At 73.2% G+C, this 14,481-nt stretch carries 12 protein-coding genes and 1 riboswitch; of the genes, 5 read left to right on the top strand and 7 right to left on the bottom strand.

All coding sequences use genetic code 11. The features are described from left to right. Position 1: 1 nt before the first annotated feature. Positions 2-1,111 carry a bifunctional diaminohydroxyphosphoribosylaminopyrimidine deaminase/5-amino-6-(5-phosphoribosylamino)uracil reductase RibD gene (ribD, locus tag AC07BS_RS31515; RefSeq protein ID WP_478935203.1) on the bottom strand — a complete coding sequence of 370 codons (1,110 nt, stop codon included), beginning with the start codon at positions 1,109-1,111 and terminating at the stop codon, positions 2-4. 196 nt (positions 1,112-1,307) lie between these two features. Continuing rightward, positions 1,308-1,439, bottom strand: a riboswitch (FMN riboswitch). A gap of 402 nt (positions 1,440-1,841) precedes the next feature. Here ribD and AC07BS_RS31510 point away from each other — a divergent pair. Both AC07BS_RS31510 and AC07BS_RS31505 read left to right on the top strand, forming a co-directional pair. Continuing rightward, positions 1,842-4,199 (top strand): chitinase C-terminal domain-containing protein, encoded by a 2,358-nt coding sequence (locus AC07BS_RS31510; protein WP_478935211.1) that lies wholly within the window; start codon positions 1,842-1,844, stop codon positions 4,197-4,199. Between the two features lie 42 nt (positions 4,200-4,241). Continuing rightward, complete coding sequence (locus AC07BS_RS31505; RefSeq protein ID WP_478935202.1) at positions 4,242-5,456, top strand: MFS transporter; 1,215 nt, start codon at positions 4,242-4,244, stop codon at positions 5,454-5,456. Between the two features lie 60 nt (positions 5,457-5,516). On the opposite strand, the gene AC07BS_RS31500 is transcribed toward AC07BS_RS31505, so the two are convergent. Next, positions 5,517-6,263 (bottom strand): hypothetical protein, encoded by a 747-nt coding sequence (locus AC07BS_RS31500; protein ID WP_478644463.1) that lies wholly within the window; start codon positions 6,261-6,263, stop codon positions 5,517-5,519. 208 nt (positions 6,264-6,471) lie between these two features. Here AC07BS_RS31500 and AC07BS_RS31495 point away from each other — a divergent pair, with 208 nt between their 5' ends. Both AC07BS_RS31495 and AC07BS_RS31490 read left to right on the top strand, forming a co-directional pair. Beyond that, entirely contained in the window at positions 6,472-7,902 is a 1,431-nt protein-coding gene (locus AC07BS_RS31495; RefSeq protein WP_478644465.1) for a uracil-xanthine permease family protein, read from the top strand. 76 nt (positions 7,903-7,978) lie between these two features. Beyond that, a complete protein-coding gene (locus tag AC07BS_RS31490) occupies positions 7,979-8,674 on the top strand; it encodes a DUF5995 family protein (RefSeq protein WP_478644468.1) in 696 nt (231 codons plus the stop codon). A gap of 62 nt (positions 8,675-8,736) precedes the next feature. Here the strand turns inward: AC07BS_RS31490 and AC07BS_RS31485 are convergent, their stop codons facing one another. The 3 genes from AC07BS_RS31485 to AC07BS_RS31475 all read right to left on the bottom strand — a co-directional run bounded on the left by AC07BS_RS31485 (position 8,737) and on the right by AC07BS_RS31475 (position 11,998). Next, entirely contained in the window at positions 8,737-10,443 is a 1,707-nt protein-coding gene (locus AC07BS_RS31485; RefSeq protein WP_478644469.1) for a flavin monoamine oxidase family protein, read from the bottom strand. A gap of 57 nt (positions 10,444-10,500) precedes the next feature. Then, positions 10,501-11,301, bottom strand: a complete 801-nt coding sequence (locus tag AC07BS_RS31480; RefSeq protein ID WP_478935201.1) for a carbon-nitrogen hydrolase family protein — start codon at positions 11,299-11,301, stop codon at positions 10,501-10,503. Between the two features lie 205 nt (positions 11,302-11,506). Further along, on the bottom strand, positions 11,507-11,998 hold the full coding sequence (locus tag AC07BS_RS31475) for a MarR family winged helix-turn-helix transcriptional regulator (protein WP_478644473.1): 492 nt from the start codon (positions 11,996-11,998) through the stop codon (positions 11,507-11,509). A gap of 62 nt (positions 11,999-12,060) precedes the next feature. Here AC07BS_RS31475 and AC07BS_RS31470 point away from each other — a divergent pair, with 62 nt between their 5' ends. Next, the gene (locus tag AC07BS_RS31470) at positions 12,061-13,188 is read left to right on the top strand and encodes a questin oxidase family protein (RefSeq protein ID WP_478935200.1); all 1,128 of its coding nucleotides are present in this window, start codon (positions 12,061-12,063) and stop codon (positions 13,186-13,188) included. Between the two features lie 89 nt (positions 13,189-13,277). On the opposite strand, the gene AC07BS_RS31465 is transcribed toward AC07BS_RS31470, so the two are convergent. Next, on the bottom strand, positions 13,278-13,733 hold the full coding sequence (locus AC07BS_RS31465) for an Lrp/AsnC family transcriptional regulator (protein WP_190065105.1): 456 nt from the start codon (positions 13,731-13,733) through the stop codon (positions 13,278-13,280). Between the two features lie 99 nt (positions 13,734-13,832). Continuing rightward, entirely contained in the window at positions 13,833-14,399 is a 567-nt protein-coding gene (locus tag AC07BS_RS31460; protein WP_478644477.1) for a GNAT family N-acetyltransferase, read from the bottom strand. Between the last annotated feature and the right edge of the window lie 82 nt (positions 14,400-14,481).

The following is a 14,481-nucleotide window of genomic DNA, read 5'->3' as shown; positions in this document are numbered from 1 at the left end:
GTCAGTTCTCCTCGATGGCGGTGGCGGGGGCGGTGGCTTGAGGGGTGGCGGTGATCCGCAGGTCGGGGCCGATCAGGGCGACGTCGGTGACGTCCAGGCGCAGCGCCCGGGCGATGGTGCCGACGCCGGCGTCGCCCAGGGCGGCCGGTCCGGCGCCCAGCAGGGCGGGGGCGACGTAGCCGACGACCCGGTCGACGACGCCGGCGGCCAGGAAGGCCCCGGCGAGAGTGGGGCCGCCCTCCAGCAGGACCGAGCGCACGTCGCGCTCGTGGAGGGCGGCCAGCAGGGCGGGCACGTCGAGGCCGGCTCCGGCGGCGGCACGCGGGAGCCGCAGGGTCTCGACGCCCGCGAGGTGCCGGATGTCGGCGTCCTCGGCGACGGCGACGAGGGTGGGCGCGGCGCCGTCCAGGACGCGGGCGCCGGGCTTGATCGTGGCGTGGGTGTCCACGACGACGCGCAGCGGCTGGGTGACCGGGCCCGGCCGGCCCGGCGGGTCGGCGCGGACGGCCAGGTGCGGGTCGTCGGCGCGCAGCGTGCCGGAGCCGACGACGACCGCGTCGGCCTCGGCGCGCAGCCGGTGGACGTCGGCGCGGGACTCGGCGGAGGAGATCCAGCGGCTGGTGCCGTCGGCGGCGGCGCTGCGCCCGTCGAGGGTGGCGGCGTACTTCCACACCACGAAGGGGCGGCCGCGCAGCACGGAGGTGAGCCAGGCGGCGTTGCCGTCGGCGGCCCGGTCGGCGAGCAGCCCGCCCTCGACGTCGACACCGGCGGCGGCCAGGGTGGCCGCGCCGCCGGAGGCGCCCGGGGTGGGGTCGGGGACGGCGTAGACGACGCGGGCGACTCCGGCGTCGATCAGCGCCCGGGAGCAGGGGCCGGTGCGGCCGGTGTGGTCGCAGGGCTCCAGGGTGACGACGGCGGTGGCGCCGCGGACGTCGTGCCCGGCGGCGCGGGCGGCCTCCAGGGCGTTGATCTCCGCGTGCGGGCCGCCGGCCCGGTGGTGGAGGCCCTCGCCGAGGGTCCGGCCGCGGTCGTCGAGGAGGACACAGCCGACGACGGGGTTGGGGCTGGTGGAGCCGAGGGCGCGGGCCGCGAGCGCGATGGCGCGTCGCATCGCGTCTGCTTCGGTAGCGGTGGCCACCGGGGTCCTCCTGCCTCTTCAGGGCACGGACTCCGGGGCGTCGTACGGGACGACGAGCAAGCGGGTACGCCGCAGCGGTGGATCACGCCGGGTGGGGAACGGGTATACGGGTACGCCACGAGGGCGCCCGCTCCGCGCCCACCGATGACGATGTGCCGATGCGTGCCCGCCGCGCACTGCCTCCCATCCGGACTTTAACCGTCGGTCCAGGAATTCCACCTGGTCAACCGGCCGCTGGTGTGCGGTCGGGTCGCGGACTATAACCGCCGGTTCGGACTTTCACCGACCCCGGAGTGCGCTGCGTGAATGTGATCAATTTTCCAGTACAAAGCGCCTGACCTGTGGGTTCCTTGAAAACCGCAGATCCGGCGAGTCCGAGCGTACGCCGGACGGCGCCACGGTGTCCACGGGGACTTGACAGAGTGCGCGGGCTCACATCCCGGCGGGGCGACCGGAACCCCGCCGCGCACTTGGTCCAGACCTATTGACGCACTGGTCTAGTCCTCTTAACCTCTGCCACACCTCCATGGAGTACGGCCCGCCGGTGCGCGCGCACCACGGGCCACAGCACGTCGCACACCCCCCGCACCGCTCGGCAACGAGCCCCCCACTGGAGGAACCGACCGTGTTGTCCCCTACGAGCACCCCCGGCTCCCCCGCCGGATCGACCGGAAGAAGACCTTCCGGATCGCGCCGGCGCCGGATCGCCGCCCTCGCGTCGGCGGGCGCCGCCCTGGCCTCACTGCTGGCCGGCACGCTCTCCGCGACCGTCTCGCACGCCGCCGACCAGTCGGCCTGCCGCCCCGACGGTCTCTACACCACCCCCGGTGTCGACGTCCCCTACTGTTCGGTCTACGACGCCTCCGGCCGCGAGACGATGGGCCCCGACCACCAGCGCCGCGTCATCGGCTACTTCACCGGCTGGCGCACCGGCAAGGACGGCACCCCCGCCTACCTCGTCCCGGACATCCCCTGGGACAAGGTCACCCACCTCAACTACGCCTTCGCCCACGTCGGCCCCGACGACAGGATCTCCGTCGGCGCGGACGGCCCGGACAACCCCGCGACGGGGATGACCTGGCCCGGCGTCGCCGGCGCCGAGATGGACCCGGCCCTGCCCTACAAGGGCCACTTCAACCTGCTGACCACGTACAAGAAGAAGCACCCGCAGGTGAAGACGCTCATTTCCGTGGGCGGCTGGGCCGAGACCGGCGGATACATCGACGAGAACGGGAAACGCGTCGACTCCGGCGGCTTCTACAAAACGGCCACGAACGCCGACGGCTCCGTCAACCAGGCCGGCATCGAGAAATTCGCGGATTCGACCGTCGCGTTCCTCCGGACGTACGGATTCAACGGCGTCGACATCGACTACGAATACCCGACCTCGATGAAGGACGCCGGGAACCCCAAGGACTGGGCCCTCGCCAACGCCCGGCGCGGCGGCCTCACCCAGGGGTACGCGGCCCTGCTGAAGACGCTGCGCGAGAAGCTCGACCGGGCCGGCGCCGCCGACGGCCGGCACTATCTGCTCTCGGTCGCCGCGCCCTCGTCCGGTTATCTGCTGCGCGGCATGGAGACGTACCGGAGCACCCGGTACCTGGACTACGTCAACGTGATGTCGTACGACCTGCACGGCGCCTGGAACGAATTCGTCGGGCCCAACGCCGCGCTGTACGACGACGGGAAGGACGCCGAACTCGCCAAGTGGGGCGTCTACACCACCGCGCAGTACGGCGGCATCGGCTACCTCAACGGCGACTGGGCCTACCACTACTTCCGCGGCTCCCTGCCGCCCGGCCGCGTCAACCTCGGCCTGCCGTACTACACCCGCGGCTGGAAGAACGTCACCGGCGGCACCGACGGCCTGTGGGGCACCGCGAAGACCACCACCTGCCCGGCCGGCTCGGGCCTGACGACGTGCGGCGACGGCGCCGTCGGCATCGACAACCTCTGGCACGACAAGGACGACGCCGGCAAGGAGTCGCCCGCCGGGTCCAACCCGATGTGGCACGCCAAGAACCTGGAGAAGGGCGTCGCCGGCGACTACCTGCGGAAGTACGGCTTCCCGGCCGGCACGAAGCCGAGCGGGACGTACGCCCGTCACTACGACGCCACGCTGACCGCCCCCTGGCTGTGGAACGCCGAGAAGAAGGTCTTCCTGTCCACCGAGGACGAGCAGTCGGTGAAGGCCAAGGCGCAGTACGTGGTGGACAAGGGCCTCGGCGGCACCATGATCTGGGAGCTCGCCGGCGACTACGGCTGGAACGCGGGCAAGGGCCAGTACGAGCCCGGCTCCACCCTGACGACCGCCCTCCACGACGCCTTCCGCGCCGCCCCCGGGTACGGCGCCCGGCGGGCCACGACGGACCTGCCGGACCAGGCGGTCGACGTCGGCGTGGAGTTCACGGACTTCCCGCTGGGCGACTCCAACTACCCCATCAACCCCAAGATCCGCATCACCAACAACACCCGGACCGCCCTTCCCGGCGGCACGGAGTTCCAGTTCGACTACGCCAACTCCGCGCCCGGCAACGCCAAGGACCAGTCGGGCTGGGGCCTGAAGGTCGTCCGCAGCGATCACACCGCGACGGGCAACGTCGGCGGCCTCAAGGGCGACTACCACCGGGTCTCCGTACGACTGCCCGCCTCCCAGCCGCTCGCCCCGGGCGCGTCGACGAGCCTCGACTTCGTCTACTACCTGCCGGTGTCCACGCCCTCCAACTGGACCGTGACCTTCGGCGGCCGCACCTACGCCCTGGCCGGCGACCTGGCCCGCGGCACCACCGTGGTCGACCCGGGCGGCCCCACGCCCACTCCGACCGGCACGCCCACGGCCACACCCACCGGGACCCCGACCGGCACGCCCACCGGCACGCCGACCGCGAGCCCCACCGGCGGCACCTGCGCCGCGCCGGCCTGGGACCGGGAGACCGCCTACAACGGCGGCGCCACCGTCTCCTGGCAGTCGCACACCTGGAAGGCCAAGTGGTGGACGCGCGGCGAGGAGCCCGGCACCACCGGCCCCTGGGGGGTCTGGCAGGACCAGGGCACCTGCTGATGGACTGGTGGCGCACGGTCGGGCCGGCGGACGGGGAACGGCATGGACACCACACCTTCGGACCCTGACGGCGCCCGCGTCCGCCGGGCGCGGATCGCGATCGCCGCGGTCTTCGCCGTCCACGGCGCGGTCACCGGCAGCTTCGCCACCCGCGTCCCCTGGATCCAGGACCACGTGGGCGCCGGTGCCGGTGCGCTCGGCCTCGCGCTCGTCTCCCCCGCGATCGGCGCGTCGGTCGCCATGCCGCTCGCGGGGCGTGTCACCCATCGCTACGGCACCCGGGCCGCGCTGCGCCTGCTGCTCGTCCTGTGGTGCCTGTCGCTGGTGCCCGTCGCCCTCGCCCCCGGCCTGACCGCGCTCTGCGGCGCGCTGCTGGTGTACGGGGCGACCTCGGGGATGGCGGACGTCGCGATGAACGCGCTCGGCGTCCGTACCGAGGAGCGGCTCGGCCGCCCGGTGATGTCGGGACTGCACGGGATGTGGAGCGCGGGCGGGCTCGCCGGCTCCGCGGCCGGCACGGTCGCCGCCCACGTGGGGACCGACGCCCGCGTCCACTTCGCGCTGGCCGCGGCCGTGCTCGTCCCGGTAGGGGTCGTCGCCTGCCGCGGGGTGCTCGACCTGCGCCCTGCGGCCGGCGACCGCCCGCCGCCCCGCTTCGCCCCGCCGCCCCGGTCGGCCCTGGCCATCGGGGCGGTCGGGTTCTGCGCGGTCTTCGCCGAGGGCGCGGGGCTGGACTGGTCGGCGGTCTACCTGCGCGACGTGACCGGCTCCGCGGCGGGCACGGCCGCCGCCTGCACCACGGCGTTCGCCTGCGCGATGGCACTGGCCCGCTTCGCCGGCGACGCCGTGGTGCGGCGCTTCGGGCCCGTGGGGACGGTCCGGGCGAGCGGGGTCCTGGCGGTCCTCGGCGGGGCGCTGGTGGTCTCCTCGGCCGGGGTCCCGGTCGTGATCGCGGGCTTCGGTCTGCTGGGCGTGGGGATCGCCGTGGTCGTCCCGCTGGCCTTCGCGGCGGCGGGCCGCGGCGGGCCGCACCCGGACCAGGCCATCGCGGGCGTCGCGACCGTCGTCTACTCCTCGGCGCTGGTCGCGCCGGCCGTCATCGGCCAGATCGCCGGCGCCACCTCGCTCGTGGTGTCGTTCGCGCTGGTGACCGTGCTGGCGGCGGGGCTGGTCGCGGGGGCGGGGGTGCTGCGCGTGCCGGCCGCGGGGCGTGAGAGCGCGCCCGCGCTCGCCCGGACACGCCGCCGCGGGCCGTGAGCCGTCCCGGTGGGGTCGGCCACGGCCCGCGGTGGAGGGGGACCGTCAGGCGCGGAAGGGTCAGATCAGGATGCCCCAGCCGTGCCCGCCGCCCCAGTGGCCGCCGCCGTGCCCGTGGTCGTTGCAGTCGTCGTGGCCGCGGTGGTGACCGCCGCCCCACTTGTCGCCGCAGTCATCGCCCTTGTGGTGGCCGCCCCAGTGCTCGTGGCTGCCGCCCCAGTGGTCGTGGCCGCCACCCCAGTTGTCGTGGCCGCCACCCCACCAGTTGTTGTGGCCCCAGTTGTTGTGGCCCCAGTCCCAGCCGCCGTGGTGCTTCCACTTACCGATGAAGATGCCACCCCAGCCGCCACCCCAGTTGTTGTGGCCCCAGTTGTTGTGGCCCCAGCTGTCGTGGCTCCAGCTGTGACGCCAGTGGTCGCAGTCGTCCCGGTCGTGGTGACGCCCGCGGTCGCAGTCGTCCCGGTCGCGGCCGCGGTCACGGCCGTGGTCGCAGTCGTCCCGGTCACGGTCGTGGTGACGCCCGCGGTCGCAGTCCCGGTCGCGGTCGCGGTCACGGCCCTTGTCCCGGTCACGGCCCTTGTCACGGCCCTTGTCCTTGTCGCGACCCTTGTCACGGTCGCGGCCCTTGTCGCGGTCGCAGTCCCGGTCGCGGCCGCGGTCACGGCCTCGGTCGTGGTCGTCGTCCCAGCTCGAGGACTGGGCGCCCGACGCGATCTGCGGCGCGGCCTGGGCCACTCCGGCGAGCGGAATGATGGTTGCGCCGGCGATGAACGCGGCGGCCGCGGTGCGGCCGACGAGGTTACGCATGTGTGTCTCCTGAATTGCAGGAAAGTCGGACAATGAACGCATACCTCGCATGAACTGATAAACAGCCGGTGCTTCTGGTCATACAGCCCTACGGGGTGCATATTGCGCCGATCGCAGCAACCCCCTGCGCGGCCGCCGGCGGGCGGGCGCACCGCGGCGCCCGGCTTAGCATGGTCCGGATCACCACAACGCGACATATGGAGCAGTCATGGGCCTCGGCGTCCGCTGGACCCTGCACGGCGACGGGCGGACCCCCGCCCCGGGAGCCGTCGTCAGACCGGATGAGCGGCTCTCGTGGCCGAGGACGGCGGGGCTCGGTGCCCAGCACGTGGTCGCGATGTTCGGCGCCTCGTTCGTCGCGCCCGTCCTGATGGGGCTCGACCCGAACCTCGCGATCATGATGTCGGGCGTCGCCACCATGATCTTCCTGCTGGCGACCCGCGGCCGTGTGCCCAGCTACCTGGGGTGCAGCCTCTCCTTCGTGGGCGTCGCCGCGATCATCAGGGCGCAGGGCGGGGACAGCGCGGCCGTCACGGGCGCGATCCTCGTGGTGGGCGTGGTGCTGTTCCTGAGCGGTCTGGCGGTGCGCAGGTTCGGCGCCCGGATCATCCACGCGGCGATGCCGCCGGTGGTCACCGGCGCGGTCGTCATGCTCATCGGCTTCAACCTGGCGCCGGTGACGGCCACCACCTACTGGCCGCAGGACCAGTGGACCGCGCTGCTGACGATGCTGTTCACCGGGCTCGCCGTGGTGTGCCTGCGCGGGTTCTGGTCCCGCATCGCGATCTTCCTCGGCCTCCTCTTCGGCTACGCCCTGTCCTGGGTGCTCGACCGCGTCCTCGGGAAGATCCACTCGGTGCACGGCGGCACCGAGGCCGTCGACCACTGGCGGCTGGACCTCTCCGGGGTGGGCAAGGCGGACTGGATCGGCCTGCCCTCGCTGCACGGGCCGAGCTTCGGCTGGTCGGCGGCGCTGGTGGCGCTGCCGGTCGTCATCGCTCTGATCGCGGAGAACGCCGGGCACGTCAAGGCCGTCGGCGAGATGACCGGCGATCCGCTGGACGACCAGCTGGGCACCGCGATCGCCGCGGACGGCGCGGCCACGGTGCTGTCCACCGCGGTCGGCGGCCCCGCCAACACCACGTACTCCGAGAACATCGGGGTCATGGCCGCCACCCGGGTCTACTCGACCGCCGCCTACTGGGCGGCGGCCTGCTTCGCCCTGCTGTTCGGCGTGTGCCCGAAGTTCGGCGCGGTCGTCGCCGCCGTTCCCGGTGGCGTGCTGGGCGGGATCACCGTGATCCTCTACGGCATGATCGGCCTGCTGGGCGCGCAGATCTGGGTGCACAACAAGGTCGACCTGCGCAATCCGCTGAACCTGGTGCCGGTCGCCGCGGGCGTGATCATCGGCGTGGGCGGCGTCGGGCTGAAGATCAGCGACAACTTCGAGCTGAGCGGCATCGCCCTCGGCACGATCGTCGTGATCACCGGCTACCACGCGCTGCGCGCCCTGGCGCCCGCCCACCTCAGGACCCAGGAGCCGCTGCTCGACTCGGGCACGAGCGGCTACGACGACGCGGCCGGCGGCGGGGCGGGCGACACGGCGGGCGGCGAGGGCGGAACGCCCCGCGGGGCCTGACCGAACCGTTCACCCGTTCGGGCTAAATGGACCCCGGACCCTGGCTACGCTTCGTGTCCACTGTCACTCTGTGTGTATGACAAGGGTGGGGGAACGGCCGGGGACGGCCGCCGACGGCATCGAGCGGGTGCTGGCGGGGATGCGGCGGCTGGAGGCCGCGCTGCCGCCGGGCGACGGCGTGGCGGTCTTCAACCGCGTCTATCTGGCGGTCACCGAGGAGATCGCCCGCCGGGCGTCGGCGGGCGCCTTCCACGACCGCCGGGCGGCGGCCGAGCTGGACGTGCGCTTCGCCGAGCGGTATCTGCGCGCCGTCGACCGGGCCGCGTCGGGGCGGCGGGTGCCGGCCTGCTGGCGACCGCTGTTCCAGCTGCGGGGCCATCCCGGCGTCAGGCCCCTGCAGTTCGCGCTGGCGGGGATCAACGCCCACATCGGGCACGATCTGGCCCTGGCCCTGAGCGACACCTGCCGGGCGCTCGGCCGCGATCCGGCCGCCCTGGAGGGGGACTTCGACCGGATCGGCGAGGCGCTCGTCGCGATGGAGGAGCGCGTCCGGGAGGAGCTGATGCCCGGCCCGGACGTGCTGGACGTGGCCGATCCGCTGACGCACCTGGTCGGTTCGTGGACCCTGGAGGCCGCGCGGAGCGCCGCCTGGGCGTCCTTCCGCACGCTGTGGGCGCTGCGGTCCCTGCCGGAGCTGAGCGAGGAGTTCACCGACCGCGTCGACGCGAGCGTGGGGATGGTGGGACGGTGTCTGCTCACCCCGCTGGGCTGAGCGCCCGGCCCCGGGCCGGTGGGCCGGTGCGCGCGCGGACCCACGCGCACCGGCCCCGGACCTCAGTCCTCCGGGAGCTCCACGGGCGCGATCTCGTCGAAGAGGTCGCCCGGGCCCGGGTTGGTCCCGTCCGTGCCGCCGCCGAACTGGTGCATGACACCCCACACGGCGTTCAGCGCGGTCTGGACGGCACCCTCGGCCCAGCCGGCCGTCCACGAGATGTCGTCGCCGGCGAGGAAGATGCCGCGCTTGTCCTCGGGCAGACGGTCCTGCATGAAGTGGGTGTACAGACGCCGCTGGTAGCGGTAGTGGCCCGGGAGGTTCGCCTTGAACGCGCCCATGAAGTAGGGCTCGTTCTCCCACGAGACGGTCACCGGGTTGCCGATGATGTGCTTGCGGATGTCGACCTTCGGGTAGATCTCGCCGAGCGACTTGAGCATGACCTCCAGGCGCTCGTTCGCCGACAGCGGCAGCCACTTGAGGCTGTCGTCGCACCAGGTGTAGGAGAGGCAGATGACGGCGGGCTTGTCCGGGCCGTCGTCCAGCAGGTAGGTGCCGCGCGTCATGCGGTCGGTGAGCGTCATCGACATGACGTCCCGGCCCGTCTCCTCGTCCTTGTCCAGCCAGAACGGCCGGTCGACGGGCACGAACAGCTTGGACGACTCCATGTAGTGGGTGCGCTCCATCGCCGTCCAGTGGTCGATGGGGAAGAGCGAGTCGTCGCACGCGATCTTGGACAGCAGCATCCAGGACTGCGCGGTGAAGATGGCCGCCTTGTACGTACGGATGTCGCCGCTCGCGTCGGTCACGGTGATGCGGTTGCCGGCGGTGCGGTGCAGGCGGGTCACGGCCGGGCGGGGGGTACCGCCGTGCAGCGAGGACAGCGAGGTGCCCGGCGCCCAGTGGACGATCTTCTCCGGCTCGCGCTCCCACAGGCGCAGCGGCACCTGCTGGCTGCCGCCCACGATGCCGCGGTGGTGGTCGTCGGCCTCGGTGTAGACGACGCGCAGGATCTCCAGGATGGAGTTCGGGAAGTCGGTGTCCCAGCCGCCGGTGCCGAAGCCGACCTGGCCGAAGATCTCGCGGTGGCGGAAGGACTTGAAGGCCTCGGACTCGCAGAGGAAGCCGTAGAAGGTCTGGTTGTCGAGCTTCTCGACCAGCTTCGCCCAGATCTCGCGGATGCGCGGCACGTCGCGCTCGCGCATGGCGCGGTTCATGTCGGAGAAGTCCGCGCCCTCCTCCAGGCAGGCGTTCCACGCCTGGGCCACGTCGCGGTAGACCTGCGGCAGGTCGTCGACCGTCTCGGCGTAGTGGGACTCGCCCTTGAGGTCGACGACGGTCGAGGGGGTGCAGGGCGCCAGCGGGTTGGGGAACGGCTTGGTCTCCAGGCCCACCAGATCGATGTAGTGCTGGAAGGCGGTGGAGGACGGCGGGAAGCGCATCGCGCCCATCTCCGCGGTCAGGTTCTCGTCGCAGCCCTCGAAGCCCACGGTGCGCAGCCGGCCACCGATCTGGTCGGCCTCGTAGACGACGGGCTTGAGGCCCATCTTCATCAGCTCGTAGGCCGCGATGATGCCGGAGAGACCGCCGCCGATGACGGCGACCTCGGTGCCGTGCTCGGTGGCGGGTATCTGGCCCAGGCCCGCCGGGTGGGCGAGGAAGTCGTCGTAGGCGAAGGGGAAGTCCGGGCCGAACATGGTGATCGGCGGCTCGACGGGCTGGACCTGCTCGTGCTCGTCGTGGACGGCGGTGGGCACCGTGGACGTCATCGGCTGGACTCTCCTACTGGCAGGGGGGTGGGGGAGGGGGCGGGCTGGGCCCGTGGTTCAGGCGAGCGAGCCGTAGAGCTCGGGGCGGCGGTCGCTCAAGTAGGTGTTCTCGGCGCGGGAGGCCTTCAGCAGCCCCGGGTCCACATCGGCGACGATCAGGTCCTCGCCCGCGCCGGCCCGGGCCCGGACGGTCCCGTCGGGCGCCGCCACGCAGGACAGACCGGCGAAGGTGAAGTCGCCCTCGTCGCCGCAGCGGTTGGCGTACGCGATGTAGAGCTGGCTCTCCCAGGCCCGCGCCGGGACGATCGTCTGCGGAACGATCTCGTACGGGCGCATCAGCGCGGTCGGCACGAGCAGCAGCTCGGTCCCCGCCAGCGCGTGGGCGCGCACGGCCTCGGGGAACTCGACGTCGTAGCAGATCAGGAGGCCGAGGCGGACGCCGTCGAGCTCCGCCTGGACCACGGGCTCGGTGCCGGGGGTGAAGCTGGTGGTCTCGTAGTCGCCGAAGAGGTGCGCCTTGCGGTAGTTCGCCAGGAGACCGCCGTCGGGGCCGACGAGCTGGAGGGAGTTGTGGACCACCGCGCCGTCGCGCTCCGGATAGCCGAAGCCGATGGCCAGGCCGTGTTCGGCGGCGATCGCGGCGACGGCTCGCGCGGAGGGCCCGTCGGCGGGCTCGGCGAGGTCGGCGACGGCCGGCCCCAGGCCGTAGCCGGTGAGGAAGAGCTCGTCGGTCAGCAGCAGCCGGGCGCCCGCGTCCGCGGCCCGGCGGGCGGCGGCGGCCAGGGCGGCGAGGCTGTCCGCGACGGACGCCGGAACGCCACTGGGGCCCTGGTACAGCGCGATGCGCAGCGGCGTCATGCGTCCTCTTTCGCGGTCGGTGTTCGCGGCGGGGCCGTACGGCGGAGCCGGGCCGTCCACGCTTCGGTGTAAACGACTCGACGGTACGGTTCCGGCTCCGGCCCGGACAAGGCGTGGACGTTGCGCGACGACGACCGAAACGTTGCGCGTTTCGGGCCTCCGGCGGCGATTCGTTGCGCCGCCCCGCGGGCCGTCGGCCGACGCCCTAGCCCTGGACCTCCCGGACCCATGCCGTGAGCCCCGCCAGGAACCCCGCCCGCTCCTGCGGAGCCAGGCCGTCCAGGGCCCTCAGCAGCGGTTCGGAGCGGCGGGCGACGAAGGTCTCCAGCGCCGGCCGGTGGGCGGCGGCGAGGGAGACCAGGACCCGGCGGCGGTTGGCGGGGTCCTCGTTGCGCTCCACGATGCCGGCCCGGCTCAGGGCGCCCACGAGCTCGCTGGCCGTGGGGAGGGAGACATGGAGCCGCTGGCCGATCTCCCCGACGGTGAGCGGGACGCCGGCCAGCAGATGCGGCAGCACGGCGCCGTGACGGGGCGTCAGACCGTGGGTCTCCATGGCCCGGCGCAGCGGCTCGGGCATGAGCCCGCGCACCTCCGCTTTGCGGAAGAACGGCTCCAGGAGGGGGACGAGGGCGATGACGTCGAGATCGGCGGGGGTCGGAACCCGGGGCGCTGTCCCGGCCTCGCGAGTGTGCGGCATACTGCGAGTGTAGATGCTTTGGATCTCCAAACTATTGGAATATCCGAAAGGTAGGGATCCGTATGCCCACGATCAGCTACGACGACGCGCTCAACGACGCCCTGGAGCGCCTGGACGACCTCGGCTACGAACGCGGCCAGGGCGTCGACCTGGCCAATCACGGCCCGATGGGAGCCGAGGCCCTCGCCCTGCTGGGCCGCACGGACGAGGTGGCCCGCTGGGTGGAGCGCTACCGGCGCGCCATGGACCACCACGAGCCGCCCGCCCCCCGCTTCGCCCTGGACCCGGCGGACGAGGCCTCCTGGCGCCCCGCCCTGGGCCGCTTCGACCGGGCCGGCGACTGGGAGCGGCTGTTCGCCCGCGAGCTGGCCGAAGCCCCCTGGCGCGAGGTGCTCGTACGGTGGTGGCCGCGGCTGCTGCCGGGGCTCTTCGCCGGACTGACCCACGGCCTCATCCGCACCGCCCACGCCGTGCGGGGCCTCTACGCCGCCGGCACCCCCACCCCGTTCCAGCTCGCCGAGCTCGCCAGGGGCCTGGCCTACTGGGCGGCCCGCTGGAGCGAGCTGCCCGGGCGGCCCCGCCTGGCCGGTACGGACGAGGTGGCGGAGGCGGTCGCCGCGCTCCCCCGGCCGCCGGTGGACGGCACGCCGGGACCCGCGGCCGCGCAGGCCAGGCTGGCGCGCCTCGGCACGCTCCCCGGCTACGACGAGGCCCTGGGGCGGCTCGCCCCCGAGGCCGCGCCCCGGCTGCTGAGCGAGATGACGCTGCGGTTCGCCGACGTCTATCTGGGCCACCCCGAGGTCTTCCCGGTCCCCCTCGTCCACGGCGTCACGGCACCCGCCGCCGCCCGGCTCGTCCTGCCCCACCTGCCGCGGGAGCTGCACGAGCCGACGCTGGCCGTGCTGTGGCAGATCCAGGCCGCCTTCCTGCTGGTCTTCACCACGGACCGGCGGGGAGAGGAGTCGGGCGCCTGGCGGGAGGAGGTGCCGGACGTGCCGTCGCCGGCCGAGCTGGGCGCGCTGGCGGCGGAGCACGGCGACGAGCACGTCATCAAGTTCACCGAGGCGTGCCTGCGCGAGTACGCGCTGCGGCCCGATCCCCGCTATCCGGCCGCGGCCCTCGCCGCGCTGCGCCGGATACCTCCGCTGGACGCGGGCGGCGGGATCGCCAGGGCCGGGGTGCGCGGCTGAGCGGCTGAGCGGCTGAGGAGCTGAGGAGCTGAGGGGCCCAGGCGGGCGCGGGCCGGGCCGGGACCGGCCGCGCGATCCCGTAGGAGGCCCTACGAAGGCGCGCCGGAGCTGAAGCGGCGCAGCAGCGGGGAGAGCACCAGCACCGATTTGGTGCGCTCCACGAACGGCTCGCCGGCGATGCGCTCCAGCACGCGCTCGAAGTGCCGCATGTCGGAGGCGAAGATCTGCACGATGGCGTCGGCCTCGCCGGTGACGGTCGAGGCGGACGCCACCTCGGGATAGCGCGTCAGACCGCGGTGGATCGCCTCGGGCGAGGTGTTCCGGCGGCAGTAGAGCTCGATGAACCCCTCGGTCTCCCAGCCGAGCGCGGCCGGGTCCACCCGGACGGTGAAGCCCGTGATGGCCCCCTCGGCGCGCAGCCTGTCCACGCGCCGTTTGACGGCCGGGGCGGACAGGCCGACCTCCGCGCCGATGTCGGCGTAGGAGCGCCTGGCGTCCTCGGCCAGGGCATGCACGATGCGTTCGTCGAGCTCGTTCAATCGCACGGCGGGTGGATCACATTTCTACGGGTGTACCTGCTGTCGTTACCAGCAGTAGATCACGTGTCCGGGGGTGATCCCGCCCGAAGGGTGCTCATCCGGACGTCAGCCACCCAGCGCGGCACACATCGCGGACGGGCCGGGGAAGTCCTCGATCAGGGCGTCCATCAGCACTTCGTCCACGTACTGGCCCAGCCAGTGCCCCGACCTGCGGAAGCGGCCGGTGGGCCGGAATCCGGCCTTCTCGAAGGCGGTGATCCCGGCCCGGTTGGGTTCGAGGACCTTCAGCCAGACGGCCCGCAGCCCGGCCAGGTGGAACCCCCAGTCCAGGGTGAGCCGGGTGGCCTCCTCGGCGAAGCGCTTGCCGCGCTGGTGCGGGGCCAGGAAGATCGTGAACTCGGCCCGGCGCTCCCGGGGATCGACCTGGAGGGCGGTCAGGCCGACGGGTTGTTTGTCCTTCAGGCGCACGACCTCGAAGCGGGCGTGGTCGCGGTCGTCGAGCCGCCGGTCCCACTCCTCGGCGTGCACCTCCCAGGCCCGGGGGAACCGGCTGCCCCGGCCGAGGATGGTCCCGGGGTCGGTCTCCCAGGAGTGGTACTCGGCCAGCATCGCCTCGCGGGGCATGGCCAGGGCGAGGCGGTCGCCGGTCAGCAGGAGGCGGGGGCTGCTCATCGGATGTGATCCCTTCCGTGCCCCGACGGCCGGGCCGGGGCCGTCGACATGCCCGAACGAACGACTGCCGGGTCCGCGCGGA

The sequence above is a fragment of the Streptomyces sp. NPDC044063 genome (assembly GCF_056434285.1).
The sequence above is the reverse complement of the archived record's forward strand: the minus strand, read 5'-3'. Positions and strand labels throughout refer to the sequence as shown.